Consider the following 14,156-nt stretch of genomic DNA (forward strand, 5'->3'; position numbering starts at 1 on the left):
ACTCAGGCCTGCTTGGCGTCGATGACGCCGCGGCGGATCGCGCGGGTGCGGGTGAACAGCTCTTCCAGCTTGTCGCCCTCGCCCCAGCGGATCGCCCGCTGAAGTGCGGTCAGATCCTCGTTGAAGCGCTGGATGATCTCCAGCACCGCTTCACGGTTGTTGAGGAAGACGTCCCGCCACATCACCGGATCGCTGGCGGCGATTCGGGTGAAGTCGCGGAAGCCGCCGGCCGAGAACTTGATCACCTCGGACTTGGTGTCCTCCTCCAGATCGGTCGCGGTGCCGACGATGGTGTAGGCGATCAGGTGCGGCAGGTGGGACGTGATGGCCAGCACCTTGTCGTGGTGGGAGGCCTCCATGAACTCCAGGTTGGAGCCGAAGCGGCGCCACATCTCGGCGACCCTGGCTACCGCCTGCTCGTTCGCCCCGGGCGGCGGCGTCAGGATGCACCAGCGGTTCTCGAACAGCTCCGCGAAGCCCGCTTCCGGCCCGGAATGCTCGGTGCCCGCGACGGGATGGCCGGGAACGAGGTGGACGCCTTCCGGCAGGTGCGGCGCCACGTCGCGGATCACCGCCTGCTTGACCGACCCGACGTCCGTGACGATCGCTCCGGGACGGCAATGCGGGCCGATGACCGGTGCTATATGGGCATAGGCGCCGACGGGCGCGCACAGCACCACGAGATCCGCGTCCTTCACGGCCTCGGCGGCGTCGGTCGTGGCAAAGGAAACCAGCCCCAACTCCAACGCCTTGTCGCAGGTCGCCTGGCTGCGGGCGCTGCAGACGATCTCGCGCGCCATGCCGTGCCGGGCCAGCGCCCGAGCCATGGACGAGCCGATCAGGCCGATGCCGATGAAGGCGACCCGGTCGAACAGCGGCGCGCCGGTCCCGGCCCGTGCTTCGGCGATGTCGGTCGCGGTCATGCTTCCCCCTTCAGGAACGCGGCGACGGCATCGACCACGGCGCGCATCTCCTCCTCGGTGCCGATCGACATGCGCAGGCAGTGCGGCAGGCCGTAGCCCCCCATCTGGCGCACCAGGATGCCGCGCGCCTTCAGGAACTGCCGGGCAGCCTCCGCCGCCTGGTTTCCGTCAGACGACCGGTTGGCGAAGGAGACCAGGACGAAGTTCGCGATGCTGGGATGGACCTCCAGCCCCAGTTCGGTCAGCCGGGCGCTCAGCCAATCCCGCCAGATCTCGTTATGGCGGCGGGACTCCTCGATGAAGGCCGTGTCCTCGACCGCGGCGACGCCGGCGATCTGGGCGGCGAAGTTGACGTTGAACGGCCCGCGCACCCGGTTCAGCACATCGGCGATGGCCGGCGGGCAGTAAGCCCAGCCCAGGCGCAGGCCGCCCAGCGCGTAGATCTTGGAGAAGGTCCGGGTCATCACGACATTGCCGAACTCCTCCACCAGCTCCGATCCCGCGGTGTAGTCGGGACGGTCGACATACTCCGCATAGGCCGCGTCGATCACCAGCACCACGTGCCCGGGCAGCCCCGCGTGCAGTCGGCGCATCTCGTCCGCGGTCAGGAAGCTGCCTGTCGGGTTGTTCGGGTTGGCGATGAACAGGATCTTGGTGCGCTCGGTCACGTGGGCCAGCAGCGCGTCCACGTCGGCCTTCAGCCCTTTCTCGGGAGCGGCCACCGGCGTGGCGCCGACCGATCTGGCGGAGATCGGGTACATCAGGAAGCCGTGCGCGCTGTACAGCACCTCGTCGCCCGGACCGGCATAGGCGCGGGTCAGCAGCCCCAGCAGCTCGTCCGAGCCGGTGCCGCAGACGATCCGGGATGCGTCCAGCCCGTAAAGGCTAGCCAACCCGTCGCGCAGCGCCGTCGATCCGCCGTCGGGATATCGGTGAAGTTCCGCCGCCGCCTGCCGGTACGCCTCCATAGCGCGCGGGCTGGGGCCCAGCGCGCCTTCGTTGGAAGCCAGGCGGATCAGCCGGTCGACACCGGGAGCATGGGCCTCGCCGCCGACATAGGGGGAAATGTCGAGGATTCCGGGACGGGGAGCCGGAGCAGACATGGCAGAGCTACTTTCCTGATGAAATCAGACAGGGGACCGAAGTTCGACGAATCCAAGCTTATCGGGGATCAGAGCTTCTTGGGATCGGAGGAGCTTCCGAGCGGCACCGCGTACCCGCCGATCGGCGTGGTCCGCAGCAGGATATCGCCCATGTTGGCCGCGAAGGCGGCCAGCCGCTTGTCCTGCAGGTCGACATAGTCGGCGACCTCGACCAGATGGAGCGGGCCGCCGCCGGTTTCCCGGCCGGTCCAGCTCCGGAAGCTGACGGTGGTCAGGCCGGCGGCTTCCAGCGCCTCCTTCAGGCGGCCGCGGCTGCGATCCTCGGTCAGCTCGATGCCCAGCAGGGTGCGGTCGTCGCCGGTGCGCTCGTGCTGGATCAACGCGATGGCGAGCGCGTCCCGGTCGTCGCCGCGCGCGTTGCCGCGGCCGCAGAACGGCAGGCTGGCGACGACACGCGGCGTCTTGGGGTCCTGGTTCATCAGGTACCGCCACCAGGGGTCGTGGTCGTCCTCCTCCGGCATGGGCACGACGCCGACCGTCGCCGTGCCGTCGGCCACGGCGCGGATCGCGGCGGCCGGCGTGTTGACCGCCGTCATCGGGATCGAGCTGCCGTAGTGGTCGCGGGAGATGTCCCAGAAGCCGCGCCTGTCCTCCGGCGCGTAGACCGCGATGGCGAAGGGGCCCTGGATACGGGAGAAGGTCGCGATCATCTCCCGCCATAGCCGGGCCAGGACCTGCATCGGGAAGGGGCCGGTATGGCGCGCGGCGAGTCGGCGCAGGATCGTCGCTTCGCGCCCAGGTCGGACGATCTGGTTGTCGGGCCGCTTGGCGATCCCGACCAGCTCCACCACCTGGGCACGCCGCATGATCAGATCATGGATCTTGTCATCGATTTCATCGATTTCGCGACGCAGTTCATCAAGCGATGGCGTTGGTGAGGACATGGACTTCAGATCTTGCCGGTCAGGGAGTGGACGGAGCGGTCAACGCAGCCGGATAGTAGTAGTCTCGGACCTTGGTAAAATCAAAGAAAACGTTGACACCCCCATGGCTTGCTCCCTAGCTATGCGGCTTCCTGGTTAGCAGCTTTGCCCCCACCTTTTCGAAGCAGGTTCGCCCGACCGATGAACGCGTCCATTCCGTTTCGCCAGCCGCCGGACGTCGCCGAGGCTGCCGGTTCCGTTTCGGAGGGGACGAACCGGCGGGTGGTGCTGGGGACCGACCGGCCCATGCGGCTGGACTGCGGCGTGGAGCTGGCGAACTTCACCGTCGCCTACAGCACCTTCGGCACGCTGAACGCCGACCGGTCCAACGCCGTGATGGTCTGCCATGCGCTGACCGGCGACCATTTCGTGACCGACTACCATCCCGTCTCGGGCAAGCCCGGGTGGTGGAGCATGCTGGTCGGCCCGGGGCGGCCGATCGACACGGACCGCTATTTCGTCATCTGCTCCAACGTGATCGGCGGCTGCATGGGCAGCATCGGCCCGGCCGAGACCGATCCCGCGACCGGCAAGCCCTATGGCCTGGGGTTCCCTGTCATCACGATCGCCGACATGGTGCGGGCGCAGAAGCTGCTGGTCGACCATCTCGGCATAGAGAAGCTGTTCTGCGTGGTCGGCGGGTCCATGGGCGGCATGCAGGTGCTGCAGTGGGCGGTCAGCTACCCGGAGCATGTCTTCGCGGCGCTGCCGATCGCGACCGCCGCCCGCCACTCCGCCCAGAACATCGCCTTCCACGAGGTCGGGCGGCAGGCGATCATGGCCGATCCGGACTGGTGCGGCGGCGACTACCTGAACCAGGGGGTGCGGCCCCACCGCGGGCTGGCCGTGGCGCGCATGGCCGCGCACATCACCTATCTGTCCGAGGCGGCGCTCCACCGCAAGTTCGGCCGCAACCTGCAGAACCGGCAGGCGGTGACCTATGGCTTCGACGCCGACTTCCAGGTCGAGAGCTACCTGAGGCACCAGGGCATCACCTTCGTCGACCGGTTCGACGCCAATTCGTACCTGTATATCACCCGGGCGATGGATTACTTCGACCTGGCGGCGGAGCATGGCGGCGTCCTCGCCAACGCGTTCCGGGTCAAGGACGGCCCCACGCCGGTCCGGTTCTGCCTGACCTCGTTCTCCAGCGACTGGCTGTTCCCGACCACCGAGTCCCGGGCCGTCGTCCACGCGCTGAACGCGGTGGCGGCCAACGTCAGCTTCGTCGAGGTGGCGACCGACAAGGGCCACGACGCCTTCCTGCTGGACGAGCCGGAATTCCATCAGGTGGTGCGGGGCTTCCTGGACGGCTGCGCCGAGCACCGGGGCCTGACCCGGCGGCGGGCGGCCACGGCATGAGCCCGCTCGACGACGCCTCCTCCCGGAATCGGCGTTCCGGCACGATCCGTCTCGACCTCAAGCTGATCGCCGACATGGTCGAGCCGGGCAGCCGGGTGCTGGACATCGGCTGCGGCGACGGCGCGCTGCTCGATTTCCTGGTCCACGAGAAGGGCGTCGACGGCCGGGGGATCGAACTGAGCATGGACGGGGTGCATACCTGCGTCAGCCACGGCCTGTCGGTGATCCAGGGCGATGCCGAGACCGACCTGAAGGACTATCCGAGCGGCGCCTTCGACTATGTGATCCTCAGCCAGACGCTCCAGGCGATGCGGGCGCCCCGCACCGTGCTGGAGGAACTGGTTCGGATCGGCGACCGGGCCATCGTGTCGTTCCCGAATTTCGGCTACTGGCGGATCCGCATGGCGCTGCTGTGGCTCGGCCGCATGCCGGTGACGGAGCGGTTGGGCTATGAATGGTACGAGACGCCGAACATCCATTTCTGCACGATCAAGGACTTCACCAGCCTGTGCGACCGGCTGGACATCACGATCGATCGCAGCGTGATCCTCGGCCGCGACAACCGCCCTACCCGCTTGGCATCGGCCGATGGCATCGCCAACTTCTTCGGCGAGCAGGGCGTCTTCATGCTGCGCCGGAACGGCAAGCAGGGTTGAGGCGGGCGGACGCCCCGGTCAGAAGCTGACGCAGGCCGGGCGAGTCATGGTCAGCACGGCCTGCTGGTCGAAGCGCCGCTTGTAGGCGTCCGCGATCTCCGCGACGCGGGGACGGTCCCGCGCCGCGTCGGACAGGACGATCACCAGAACCTTGCTCGGCTCCCGCACGATGGTGCCGTTGCCGGTGTCGCGCCACTGACCGCCGGCATCCAGGACCGTCAGTCCGTCGGGGAAGCGCGGCGTCACTTCCTCGTCCAGAAAGCGGCTCCAGTCGGCATCGGTCACGCCCAGGCTGTCACCGATGTTGCGCCCGAACACGACTTCCGCCACGAGGCCGGGATTCGCGCCTGGACCGCAGCCCGCCGCCATCGGGCCGGCACAGCCGCCGAGAAGGGTGCCCGCCAGCGCCAACGATATCACCCGGTTCCGCATCGCCTTCTCCTCCGCCACGGGACACCCAGGGAATGTACGCGGACATCGGCTGTTGTTCATATGGAAACCGCCGGAGGAACCCCCTTATGCGCATGCGCTTCTTTGCCGCCGCCCTGTCCCTGGTCTTCGCATCCTCGGCCGCCCTGGCCCAGACGACGACTCAGGCTCCCGCCAATCCGAGCAACGATGCGGCCGACCGGCCGCTGATGACCGCTCCCCAGCCGGGCGACCAGACGACGACGGAAAGGGTCGCCCCGACTCCGGGTATCTCCGGCGAGGCTCCGAGCCGGGAACTCACCGGCCAAGGCAATACCGGCGTGCCGGGCGGCACCCCGCAGGCGGAGGATGCGCCTGCCGAGATGACCGGACCGGGCGAAGCCCAGAGCGAAAGCGCCAACCCTCCCCCGGCCGCGGGCACGCCGCCGGCCACCCAGCCGCCGCAGCGTTGATCCGGTTCAGGCGCCGATGCGCCGCTTCAGGTCGGCGAGCCACGCCTCCACCCGCCGGCGGTTGACCCCCATGTCCGAGTAGCCGAACCGCGACCGGCTGTAGACCGCGACCGTCGATCCGCCCTCGCCCGCCGGCAGGATGGCCACGTCGACGTAGTCGGGGAAGCGCAGCAGGGCGCTGCGCTGCACCAGCAGCATCCGCATTCCGTCGGACGACCGTTCCAGCAGGGTCGTGCGCGGCGCCTCCTCGACCACGGCGATCATGGCGTCGCGCAGCCGTTCCGGCGGGACCGGGAACACGGGGCTCCCGGCGTCCGGCTCCGCCCTCGGCGTCGTTCCCGGAGGCGCCACCAGGTACTGGTTCGGGGTGGAGGCGCGTTCCAGGGCCGCGAAATCCGCCGGCGCGCGGTCGGCCGGCGCCCCGTCGGCCCAGGGTCCGAGCTGCCAGCCGTACCAGCCGATGGCCGCGAGGAGGATCACGGCCAGCAACGCTCTGGCCACGGACTTCAGCATGTCGGCTCCTGTCGTGAGAAAGGCGCGCCCCAGGCCCGGAACCGCCGTCCGACCGGTGTAGCTTCATGGGAGGCACCGGGCAAGGCCGATCCGGACCCTTGCCAATCCGCATCGGATGCGCCATCTGCGCAGTCTGATCCATGAAGGCAAGTCCGTACAGATGAGCATATCGCAGCAGCACCTCCCCCGCCCCGTCCATGTCATCGGCGGCGGTCTCGCCGGCAGCGAGGCCGCGTGGCAGATCGCCTCGGCCGGCGTACCGGTCGTGCTGCACGAGATGCGACCCGTGCGCAAGACCGAGGCCCACCAGACCGATGGGCTGGCGGAGATGGTGTGCTCCAACTCGTTCCGGTCCGACGATGCCGAGTACAACGCGGTCGGCCTCCTTCACGAGGAGATGCGCCGCTGCGGATCGCTGATCCTGCGTTGCGCCGACGCCCACAAGGTGCCCGCCGGCGGCGCGCTGGCGGTGGACCGCGACCGCTTCTCGGCCGCCGTGTCCGAGGCGCTGGCGAGCCACCCGCTCGTCGCCATCGCCCGCGAGGAAGTCGCAGGCCTGCCGCCGGCCGACTGGGACAGCGTGATCGTCGCGACCGGCCCCCTGACCTCCCCGGCGCTGGCGGAGGCGGTCCGGGAATTGACCGGCGAAGAGAGCTTGGCCTTCTTCGACGCGATAGCGCCGATCGTCTACAAGGAGAGCATCGACCTGTCGAAGGCATGGTTCCAGTCGCGCTACGACAAGCCTGGTCCCGGCGGCACCGGCCAGGATTACATCAACTGCGCGATGGACCGGGAGCAGTACGAGGCCTTCATCCAGGCCCTGCTCGACGCGCCCAAGACCGACTTCAAGGAGTGGGAGAAGAACACCCCCTACTTCGAGGGCTGCCTGCCGATCGAGGTGATGGCGTCGCGCGGCGTCGACACCCTGCGCTACGGCCCGATGAAGCCGGTCGGGCTGACCAACCCGCATGCGCCCCCCGAGGCCGGCCGCCGCTCCCACGCGATCGTCCAGCTTCGCCAGGACAATGCGCTGGGCACCCTGTACAATCTGGTCGGTTTCCAGACCAAGATGAAGTATGCCGACCAGGTCCGGGTGTTCCGGATGATTCCGGGGCTGGAGAATGCGGAGTTCGCGCGGCTGGGCGGCCTGCACCGCAACACCTTCCTGAACAGCCCGAAGCTGCTCGACCGCGGGTTGCGCCTGAAGGCGATGCCGAGACTGCGCTTCGCCGGGCAGGTGACCGGCGTCGAAGGCTATGTGGAATCGGCAGCGATCGGCCTGCTGACCGGACGCTTCGCCGGCGCCGAGCGGCTGGGCCGCACCTGCGCCGCCCCGCCGGCCACGACGGCGCTCGGCGCGCTGCTGAACCACATCACCGGCGGCGCCGAGACGGAGACCTTCCAGCCCATGAACGTCAATTTCGGCCTGTTTCCCGACCTGGAAGGCAAGATCAAGGGCCGGGACCGCAAGCTTGCCTATACCAGGCGGGCGCTGGGCGACCTGGACGGCTGGCTGGGAACGAAGCAGGCCGCGGAGTAGCGTCGGCGCGGATCGCCGTCTCCTGCCGACCGAGAGCCCCGGGCCGTCAATACCGGCCCGTCATGGCCCGCCACGCCAGCCGGGCTTGCCGGAACGGGTTGGGCATCTGGACACGGGGAGCGAACACGTCGTTCCCCGCCTTCGCGATGACCCCCAGGTAGATGTCCGCCAGCGTCGCGGTCAGCAGAGCCGGATAGCCTGCGCGCGGCACCTGCCCGCGCAGCGCCCGCGCTTCCTCCAGATGGGTACGCGCCATGCCGGACACCTCGGCCACGACACCCTTCAATCCCTCCGGCGGCTTCAGGTCGAACAGGCTGCGCTCCGACACGCCGTGACGCTCCAGCACGTCCCTGGGCAGGTACAGCCGGTGGCCCCGCGCGTGGAAGGGCACGGCGCGCAGCAGGCCGGTGAGCGCCCAGGCGATGCCGACATGGCGGGCCGCGGCGTCGGCCGACGCGCCGCGGACCCCCAGGATCTCCAGCGCCAGTTTGGCCAGCGGCGCCGACGTGACTTCCGCATAGCTGGCCAGGCACGTCCTGTCGGCCGGCGGCTCGTCGGTCAGGTCCGCTTCGCGGCCGTCGATCAGCGTCTCGAAATGGGCGCGGGTCAGGTCGAACCGGCGGATCGCCTCGGCCAGGGGCATCAGCACCTCGTGGCGGCGGCCGGCACCGGCATAGACCTCCCCGATGCTGTCATGCCACCATTGCAGCCGGATCTGGCCGAGGACGGGTTCGGTCACCACCTCCCTGGTCTTGGCGATCTCCAGGTTGAAGGCGTAGAGGGCGAACAGCGCCTCGCGCCGGTCGGGCGGGGCGAACAGGCAGGTCAGAAACCGGTCGTTGTCATACTTCCGGACTTCCTGCCCGCAATAGGAAAGGGCCGCGTCGGAGTTAGCCATGAAATTTCGAGGGAAGCCGCATCGTGACGAAGGAAACCAGTGCCAACATGCTCTATAGTGGGCCTCTGGCGCCATGACATATTGGCCTCGCGCGGCTGATCGGCCAGACCCTTAGCCCGACCTCGCTCAACGCGGACACCCATGGCCGAGTTCAACATCGCACCGCCCGCCACAGGAAGCACCGAGCCGTCAGCGAAAAAGGACGCGAGCGGCGAGAATTTCCCGGTAGCTTCGCGGCTGCTGCCGAAACGCCTGCGCCCGCACGTGATGGCCTTCTATCACTTCGTGCGGCTCGCCGACGACATCGCCGACGATCCCGACCTGGAACCGGAACTGAAGCTGAGCCACCTGGACGCGCTGGAGCGCGCCCTGGTCAAGGGCGAGGCCCACAGCGCCTATCTCCAGCCGGCGCTGGACCTGCACGCCAGCCTGAAGCTGACCCGGATCCCCGATACCCATGCGAGGCAGGTGCTCCAGGCCTTCCGGCGCGATTCCAAGAACACGCCGTGCCGGACCTGGAGCGACCTGATGCTCTACTGCCGCTACTCGGCGGCGCCGGTGGGCCGTTACCTGCTGGACCTGCATGGCGAGGGGGCGAAGGCGGTCGGGCCGTCGGACGCCCTGTGCGCGGCTCTCCAGATCCTCAACCACCTTCAGGACTGCCGCGAGGACTGGGTCCAGCTGGGGCGCTGCTATATTCCGCGGATTTGGTTCGAGCAGTCGAAGGTCAGCCCGGAACGGCTGGTCGAGCGCAGCTCGAACGACCAGCTCCGCGCGATCCTGGACCGCACCCTGGACGAGGTGGACAAGCTGCTGGAACGCGCGGCGCCGCTTCCGGGCGTGGTCGTCCATCGCGGGCTGCGCCTGGAAAGCGCTGTCATCCTCAGCTTGGCGCGGGCGTTGTCGCGCCAGCTCCGCCGGCAGGACCCGCTGGCCCGCCGGGTCAAGCTGACCACGCCGGGACGGGTCGTGGCGACTTTCCAGGGCATCGTGGCAGGGCTTAGCTCCCGATGACCGTGCAGACGGCCGATTCCGCCGCCCCGGGAGAGATCGCGGGGAAGTCCGGCACGACCTTCTTCTGGCCCATGCTGCTGCTGCCCCGGCCCAAGCGGGCAGCCATGTTCGCGATCTATGCCTTCTGCCGGCAGGTCGACGACATCGTCGACGAGCCGGGACCGCTGGAGGAGAAGCGCGCGGCGCTGGCGGCCTGGCGCGAGCAGGTCCGTTCGCTCTACCTGGGCGGCGCTCCGGTCGGTCCGGTGGCCACCGGGCTCGCCGATGCCATCGTGCGCTACCATCTGCCCCGTGGGGAGCTGGAAGCGGTGATCGACGGCATGGCGATGGACCTGGGCACACCCCTGCGGGCGCCCCCGCTCGATACGTTGCGCGTCTATTGCCGGCGGGTCGCAGGGGCGGTCGGATTGCTGGCGATACGGGTGTTCGACCGCGCCGACGCCGAGACCGAGGCTTTCGCCCTGGCCGTCGGCGACGCGCTCCAGATGACCAACATCCTGCGCGACCTGGAGGAGGACGCCGCGATCGGCCGCCTGTACCTGCCGCGGGAGCTTCTGGTCCGTGCCGGCATCTCCGCGAACGATCCGACGGAGGTGCTGCGTCACCCCAACCTCGGCAAGGCCTGTGACGACCTGGCGGACATGGCCGAGACGCGCTTCGCCGAAGCCGACCGCCTGATGGCGGGCTGGCCGAGGCGCCGCCTGTGGGCCGCCCGCGCCATGATGATGCTCTACCGCCGCATGCTGGACCGGCTGCGGGCACGGGGCTGGCGCGACATCGGCCGGCGTCCGCGCCTGCACCGGGCGGAGAAGGCATGGGTGACGCTGCGCTGCCTTGCCGGACGGCCGCCGCGGAGCTGATGACGCCATGACTACCGTCCACGTCGTCGGCGCCGGCATGGCCGGCCTTGCCGCCGCCGTCTCCTTGGTTGGCGACCGGGGCGGCAACGGGCGCCGGGTTATCCTGTACGAGGCGGCCGGACAGGCCGGGGGTCGCTGCCGGTCCCTGCACGACCCCGTGCTGGATCGGACGATCGACAACGGCAATCACCTGCTGCTGGGCGGAAACCGGGCGGTATTCGCGCTGCTCGACCGGATCGGCGCCCGCGACCGGCTGGTCGCCGCCGCGGATCCGGCGGAGTTCCCGTTCCTCGATCTCGGCACGGGAGACAGATGGGCCCTGCGGCCCAACGGCGGCCCCCTTCCCTGGTGGATGCTGGTACCGGGCCGCCGGGTTCCCGGTACGCGGCTGCGCGACTATCTGGCGCTGCTGAAGCTGCTGCGCGCGGGCCGGGACGCGACGGTGGCTGACTGCCTGGATCCGGGATCGGTGCTCTACCGGCGCCTGTGGGAACCGCTGGCGGTCGCCGCGCTGAACATCGCGCCGGAGCGGGGATCGGCACGCCTGATGGGCGCCGTCGTGGCCGAGACCTTCCTGCGCGGCGGGGCCGCCTGCCGGCCGTTCATCGCCGCGCGCGGCCTGTCCGACACCTTCGTCGATCCGGCGCTGGCCTACCTTGAGGCGCGGGGTGGCGACCTGAGGCTGAAGGCCCGGCTGCGGCGGCTCGTGACGGAGGACGGACGGGTCACGGCCCTGGAGTTCGCCGGCGAGACGGTGGAGCTGCGGCCCGGGGATGCCGTGGTGCTCGCCCTGCCGCCGGCCGGCGCCGCCGAGCTGCTGCCCGGATTGGCCGTGCCGGAGGCGCACACGGCCATCCTGAACGCCCATTACCGCCTGGACCGCCCCGCGGTCCTGCCGGGCGGCCGGATCTTCCTCGGCCTGATCGGCGGAACGGCGGAGTGGCTGTTCGCCCGCGACGACGTCGTATCGGTCACGGTCAGCGCCGCCGACCGGCTGATCGACCGCCCGGCGGACGATCTGGCAGCGTTGCTGTGGCGGGACGTGGCATCCGCCTGCGGCTTCGGTCCGGCAATGCCGCCCGCCCGGATCATCAAGGAGAAGCGGGCCACTTTCCGCCAGACCCCGGCCGACTCGGAACGCCGCCCGGGTCCCCTGACAGACCTGTCGAACCTGTCGCTGGCCGGGGACTGGACCGCGACGGGTCTTCCGGCGACCATAGAAGGGGCGATACGGTCAGGAAACAAGGCCGCCGCGGCGGTGTTAGACTCTGGATCGGTCGAAAGGCCGGCGCGGACCGCGATGCAGGCTTCACAACGGCGCCCGCTCGACATATCTCAACGGGCGTAGCCTCAAGCAAATTTGCCCCGGCGACCCTTCGCCGCGGCATGTGTCCCGAAAAAACGAAATGAGGAACCGATGGCCTTTGAACTTCCCCCGCTGCCGTACGCGTACGATGCGCTGGATCCCTACATGTCGGCGCAGACGCTGCAGTTCCACCACGACAAGCATCATCAGGCCTACGTCACCACCCTCAACAACCTGATCAAGGACACCCCCCTGGCGGACAAGTCGCTTGAGGAGATCTGCAAGGCGTCCTACGGCGACCCGTCCAAGCAGACCATCTTCAACAATGCCGGCCAGCACTGGAACCACACGCTGTTCTGGCAGATGATGAAGAAGGGTGGCGGCGGCGCCATCCCGGGCGAGCTGGAAGCCAAGATCAAAGAAGATCTGGGCGGCATCGACCAGTTCAAGGAAGCCTTCACCCAGGCCGGCATGACACAGTTCGGCAGCGGCTGGGCATGGCTGGTGGTCGACGGCGGGAAGCTGAAGGTCACCAAGACCCCGAACGGCGAGAACCCCCTGGTCCACGGCCAGACCGCCCTGCTCGGCTGCGACGTGTGGGAGCACTCCTACTACCTGGATTACCAGAACCGGCGCGCCGATTACCTCAAGGCGTACCTGGACAACATGGTGAACTGGGAATTCGTCGCCGAACTGTACAGCAAGGCCTGACCGGCCCTGCGGACGGAAGAAAGGGGCCCGGGCGGGCCCCTTTTTTCATGCCCGTCAGACCGGCAGGAGGGCCGCGGCGACGCGGCGTTCCTCGGACAGGAGCACGTTGTAGGTGCGGCACGCAGCCCCCGTCTCCATCACGTCCACGACGATGCCGGCCTCGCGCAGTTCGCGTCGCAGCTTCGACGGCAGCAGGCCCATCTTGGGGCCGGAACCGAGCAGAAGGATCTCGACCGCCGGCTGCGCGCCGCGGATCACGCTGAAGCTTTCCACCGACAGCTCCGCGAAGCTGCCGGCTTCCCATTGCTGCGTATGGTCGGGAAACACCAGCACCGGACCCTCGTAGAGGGTTCCGCTGACCCGGAAGATGCCTGGGCCATAGGCGTCGATGACCTGACGGTCTGCTGGAATCAGCGGCGTCACATCCATGATCGTCTCTCCAGGTTCCGTTCGCCCGTACTCAGGCGCTGCCCGCGGCGGCGGCCTGGTCCTTCCTGCCCGCACCGCCGGACCGGCCGCGGCGGATGTTGAGGTACAGCAGCAGCGGAACGGCGACGCAAACCGACGAGTACGTCCCGATGCCGATGCCCCAGATCAGGGCGACGCTGAAGCCGCGGATCACCTCGCCGCCGAACAGCACCAGGGCCAGCACTGCAAGCAGGGTGGTCCCGCTGGTGATCAGCGTGCGCGCAAGCGTCTGGTTGATCGCCGTGTTCAGCAGCGTGGGAAGGTCCGTGGACTTGTGCCGGCGCAGATCCTCCCGGACCCGGTCGAACACGACGACCGTGTCGTTGATGGAATAGCCCGCGACCGTCAGCACCGCGGCGACCGTGCTGAGGCTGAACTCCATCTGGGTCAGCGCGAACAGGCCGACGGTGGCGATCACGTCATGGGTGAGCGCCGCGACCGCTGCCACGCCGAACTGCCATTCGAATCGGAACGACACATAGGCGAGGATGCCGCCGATCGCCAGGACCACCGCCAGGATGCCGGCCCGGATCAGTTCGTCGCCGACCTGCGGTCCGACGAACTCGGTCCTGCGGTACTCGACGCCCGGCCCGAGGGCACCGCGCACCTGCTCGATCGCCGCCATCTGGGCGGCCTCTCCGCCTTCCTGATGGGGAATGCGGATCATGACGTCCCGCGGGCCGCCGAACTCCTGCAGGGTCGCCTGCCCGACGCCGAGGCCCGACAGGGAGTTCCGCATGGAAGCGATATCGGCCGGCCCCTCCGTCCGGACCTCCATCAGGATGCCGCCGCGGAAGTCGATGCCGAAATTGAGCCCCTGGACGGCGATGACGATGATCGAGCCCAGGACCAGCAGCCCGGAGAAGGCGAAGGCGATCATCCGGCGGCCAATGAAATCGATCTGCGTGTTGTCGGGAATGAAACGTATCGGGCGCATC

The 14,156-nt window shown here is 68.8% G+C and carries 16 protein-coding genes; 8 read left to right on the forward strand and 8 right to left on the reverse strand.

Annotation, left to right across the window (positions count from 1 at the left end):
* Positions 1-2 precede the first annotated feature (2 nt).
* The 3 genes from JL101_RS15565 to JL101_RS15575 form a co-directional block, all read right to left on the reverse strand.
* Positions 3-923, reverse strand: coding sequence for a prephenate/arogenate dehydrogenase family protein (locus tag JL101_RS15565; RefSeq protein ID WP_203100569.1), 921 nt, complete (start codon positions 921-923; stop codon positions 3-5).
* On the reverse strand, positions 920-2,026 hold the full coding sequence (gene hisC, locus JL101_RS15570) for a histidinol-phosphate transaminase (RefSeq protein WP_203100571.1): 1,107 nt from the start codon (positions 2,024-2,026) through the stop codon (positions 920-922). Before hisC ends, JL101_RS15565 begins: the two co-directional genes overlap by 4 nt.
* A 68-nt stretch (positions 2,027-2,094) precedes the next feature.
* Positions 2,095-2,892: a chorismate mutase gene (locus JL101_RS15575; RefSeq protein WP_407697323.1), complete on the reverse strand. Its 798-nt coding sequence runs from the start codon at positions 2,890-2,892 to the stop codon at positions 2,095-2,097.
* Positions 2,893-3,150: 258 nt separating this feature from the next.
* On the opposite strand from JL101_RS15575, the gene metX reads away from it, so the two are divergent.
* Positions 3,151-4,371, forward strand: a complete 1,221-nt coding sequence (gene metX / locus JL101_RS15580; RefSeq protein WP_203100575.1) for a homoserine O-acetyltransferase MetX — start codon at positions 3,151-3,153, stop codon at positions 4,369-4,371.
* A complete protein-coding gene (gene metW / locus JL101_RS15585; protein WP_203100577.1) occupies positions 4,368-5,027 on the forward strand; it encodes a methionine biosynthesis protein MetW in 660 nt (219 codons plus the stop codon). The genes metX and metW overlap by 4 nt, the downstream gene beginning before the upstream one ends.
* An 18-nt stretch (positions 5,028-5,045) precedes the next feature.
* Here the strand turns inward: metW and JL101_RS15590 are convergent, their stop codons facing one another.
* Positions 5,046-5,459 carry a DUF3574 domain-containing protein gene (locus JL101_RS15590; protein WP_203100579.1) on the reverse strand — a complete coding sequence of 138 codons (414 nt, stop codon included), beginning with the start codon at positions 5,457-5,459 and terminating at the stop codon, positions 5,046-5,048.
* Between the two features lie 86 nt (positions 5,460-5,545).
* Here JL101_RS15590 and JL101_RS15595 point away from each other — a divergent pair, with 86 nt between their 5' ends.
* On the forward strand, positions 5,546-5,908 hold the full coding sequence (locus JL101_RS15595) for a hypothetical protein (protein WP_203100581.1): 363 nt from the start codon (positions 5,546-5,548) through the stop codon (positions 5,906-5,908).
* Positions 5,909-5,914: 6 nt separating this feature from the next.
* Here the strand turns inward: JL101_RS15595 and JL101_RS15600 are convergent, their stop codons facing one another.
* Complete coding sequence (locus JL101_RS15600; protein ID WP_203100583.1) at positions 5,915-6,421, reverse strand: DUF1499 domain-containing protein; 507 nt, start codon at positions 6,419-6,421, stop codon at positions 5,915-5,917.
* A gap of 160 nt (positions 6,422-6,581) precedes the next feature.
* Between JL101_RS15600 and trmFO the strand changes: the two genes are divergently transcribed.
* A complete protein-coding gene (trmFO, locus tag JL101_RS15605) occupies positions 6,582-7,961 on the forward strand; it encodes a methylenetetrahydrofolate--tRNA-(uracil(54)-C(5))-methyltransferase (FADH(2)-oxidizing) TrmFO (protein WP_203100585.1) in 1,380 nt (459 codons plus the stop codon).
* Between the two features lie 46 nt (positions 7,962-8,007).
* Here the strand turns inward: trmFO and JL101_RS15610 are convergent, their stop codons facing one another.
* Positions 8,008-8,859 carry a phytoene/squalene synthase family protein gene (locus tag JL101_RS15610; protein WP_203100587.1) on the reverse strand — a complete coding sequence of 284 codons (852 nt, stop codon included), beginning with the start codon at positions 8,857-8,859 and terminating at the stop codon, positions 8,008-8,010.
* A 141-nt stretch (positions 8,860-9,000) separates the two neighbouring features.
* On the opposite strand from JL101_RS15610, the gene hpnC reads away from it, so the two are divergent.
* The 4 genes from hpnC to JL101_RS15630 all read left to right on the forward strand — a co-directional run bounded on the left by hpnC (position 9,001) and on the right by JL101_RS15630 (position 12,750).
* Positions 9,001-9,873 (forward strand): squalene synthase HpnC, encoded by an 873-nt coding sequence (hpnC, locus tag JL101_RS15615; protein ID WP_203100590.1) that lies wholly within the window; start codon positions 9,001-9,003, stop codon positions 9,871-9,873.
* Positions 9,870-10,733, forward strand: a complete 864-nt coding sequence (gene hpnD, locus JL101_RS15620; protein WP_203100592.1) for a presqualene diphosphate synthase HpnD — start codon at positions 9,870-9,872, stop codon at positions 10,731-10,733. The genes hpnC and hpnD overlap by 4 nt, the downstream gene beginning before the upstream one ends.
* A 7-nt stretch (positions 10,734-10,740) precedes the next feature.
* Positions 10,741-12,081: a hydroxysqualene dehydroxylase HpnE gene (gene hpnE / locus JL101_RS15625; RefSeq protein WP_203100595.1), complete on the forward strand. Its 1,341-nt coding sequence runs from the start codon at positions 10,741-10,743 to the stop codon at positions 12,079-12,081.
* Between the two features lie 69 nt (positions 12,082-12,150).
* Entirely contained in the window at positions 12,151-12,750 is a 600-nt protein-coding gene (locus tag JL101_RS15630; RefSeq protein WP_203100597.1) for a superoxide dismutase, read from the forward strand.
* A gap of 54 nt (positions 12,751-12,804) precedes the next feature.
* Here the strand turns inward: JL101_RS15630 and JL101_RS15635 are convergent, their stop codons facing one another.
* Together JL101_RS15635 and secF are read right to left on the reverse strand one after the other, a co-directional pair.
* Positions 12,805-13,179 carry an Mth938-like domain-containing protein gene (locus JL101_RS15635; protein WP_203100599.1) on the reverse strand — a complete coding sequence of 125 codons (375 nt, stop codon included), beginning with the start codon at positions 13,177-13,179 and terminating at the stop codon, positions 12,805-12,807.
* A gap of 31 nt (positions 13,180-13,210) precedes the next feature.
* Positions 13,211-14,155, reverse strand: a complete 945-nt coding sequence (secF, locus tag JL101_RS15640; protein ID WP_203100601.1) for a protein translocase subunit SecF — start codon at positions 14,153-14,155, stop codon at positions 13,211-13,213.
* Between the last annotated feature and the right edge of the window lies 1 nt (position 14,156).

This window comes from Skermanella rosea (genome assembly GCF_016806835.2).
In the GTDB taxonomy this organism is placed as follows: Bacteria; Pseudomonadota; Alphaproteobacteria; order Azospirillales; family Azospirillaceae; genus Skermanella; species Skermanella rosea.

Excerpts from the sequence above, each read along its gene's own strand:
- JL101_RS15575 (WP_407697323.1), bottom strand. The coding sequence starts at position 2,892 with ATGCGGCGTGCCCAGGTGGTGGAGCTGGTCGGGATCGCCAAGCGGCCC.
- hisC (WP_203100571.1), bottom strand. The coding sequence starts at position 2,026 with ATGTCTGCTCCGGCTCCCCGTCCCGGAATCCTCGACATTTCCCCCTAT.
- JL101_RS15600 (WP_203100583.1), bottom strand. The coding sequence starts at position 6,421 with ATGCTGAAGTCCGTGGCCAGAGCGTTGCTGGCCGTGATCCTCCTCGCG.
- secF (WP_203100601.1), bottom strand. The coding sequence starts at position 14,155 with ATGCGCCCGATACGTTTCATTCCCGACAACACGCAGATCGATTTCATT.
- metX (WP_203100575.1), top strand. The coding sequence starts at position 3,151 with ATGAACGCGTCCATTCCGTTTCGCCAGCCGCCGGACGTCGCCGAGGCT.
- JL101_RS15565 (WP_203100569.1), bottom strand. The coding sequence starts at position 923 with ATGACCGCGACCGACATCGCCGAAGCACGGGCCGGGACCGGCGCGCCG.
- JL101_RS15630 (WP_203100597.1), top strand. The coding sequence starts at position 12,151 with ATGGCCTTTGAACTTCCCCCGCTGCCGTACGCGTACGATGCGCTGGAT.
- trmFO (WP_203100585.1), top strand. The coding sequence starts at position 6,582 with ATGAGCATATCGCAGCAGCACCTCCCCCGCCCCGTCCATGTCATCGGC.
- hpnD (WP_203100592.1), top strand. The coding sequence starts at position 9,870 with ATGACCGTGCAGACGGCCGATTCCGCCGCCCCGGGAGAGATCGCGGGG.
- JL101_RS15635 (WP_203100599.1), bottom strand. The coding sequence starts at position 13,179 with ATGGATGTGACGCCGCTGATTCCAGCAGACCGTCAGGTCATCGACGCC.
- hpnE (WP_203100595.1), top strand. The coding sequence starts at position 10,741 with ATGACTACCGTCCACGTCGTCGGCGCCGGCATGGCCGGCCTTGCCGCC.
- JL101_RS15610 (WP_203100587.1), bottom strand. The coding sequence starts at position 8,859 with ATGGCTAACTCCGACGCGGCCCTTTCCTATTGCGGGCAGGAAGTCCGG.
- metW (WP_203100577.1), top strand. The coding sequence starts at position 4,368 with ATGAGCCCGCTCGACGACGCCTCCTCCCGGAATCGGCGTTCCGGCACG.
- JL101_RS15590 (WP_203100579.1), bottom strand. The coding sequence starts at position 5,459 with ATGCGGAACCGGGTGATATCGTTGGCGCTGGCGGGCACCCTTCTCGGC.
- JL101_RS15595 (WP_203100581.1), top strand. The coding sequence starts at position 5,546 with ATGCGCATGCGCTTCTTTGCCGCCGCCCTGTCCCTGGTCTTCGCATCC.
- hpnC (WP_203100590.1), top strand. The coding sequence starts at position 9,001 with ATGGCCGAGTTCAACATCGCACCGCCCGCCACAGGAAGCACCGAGCCG.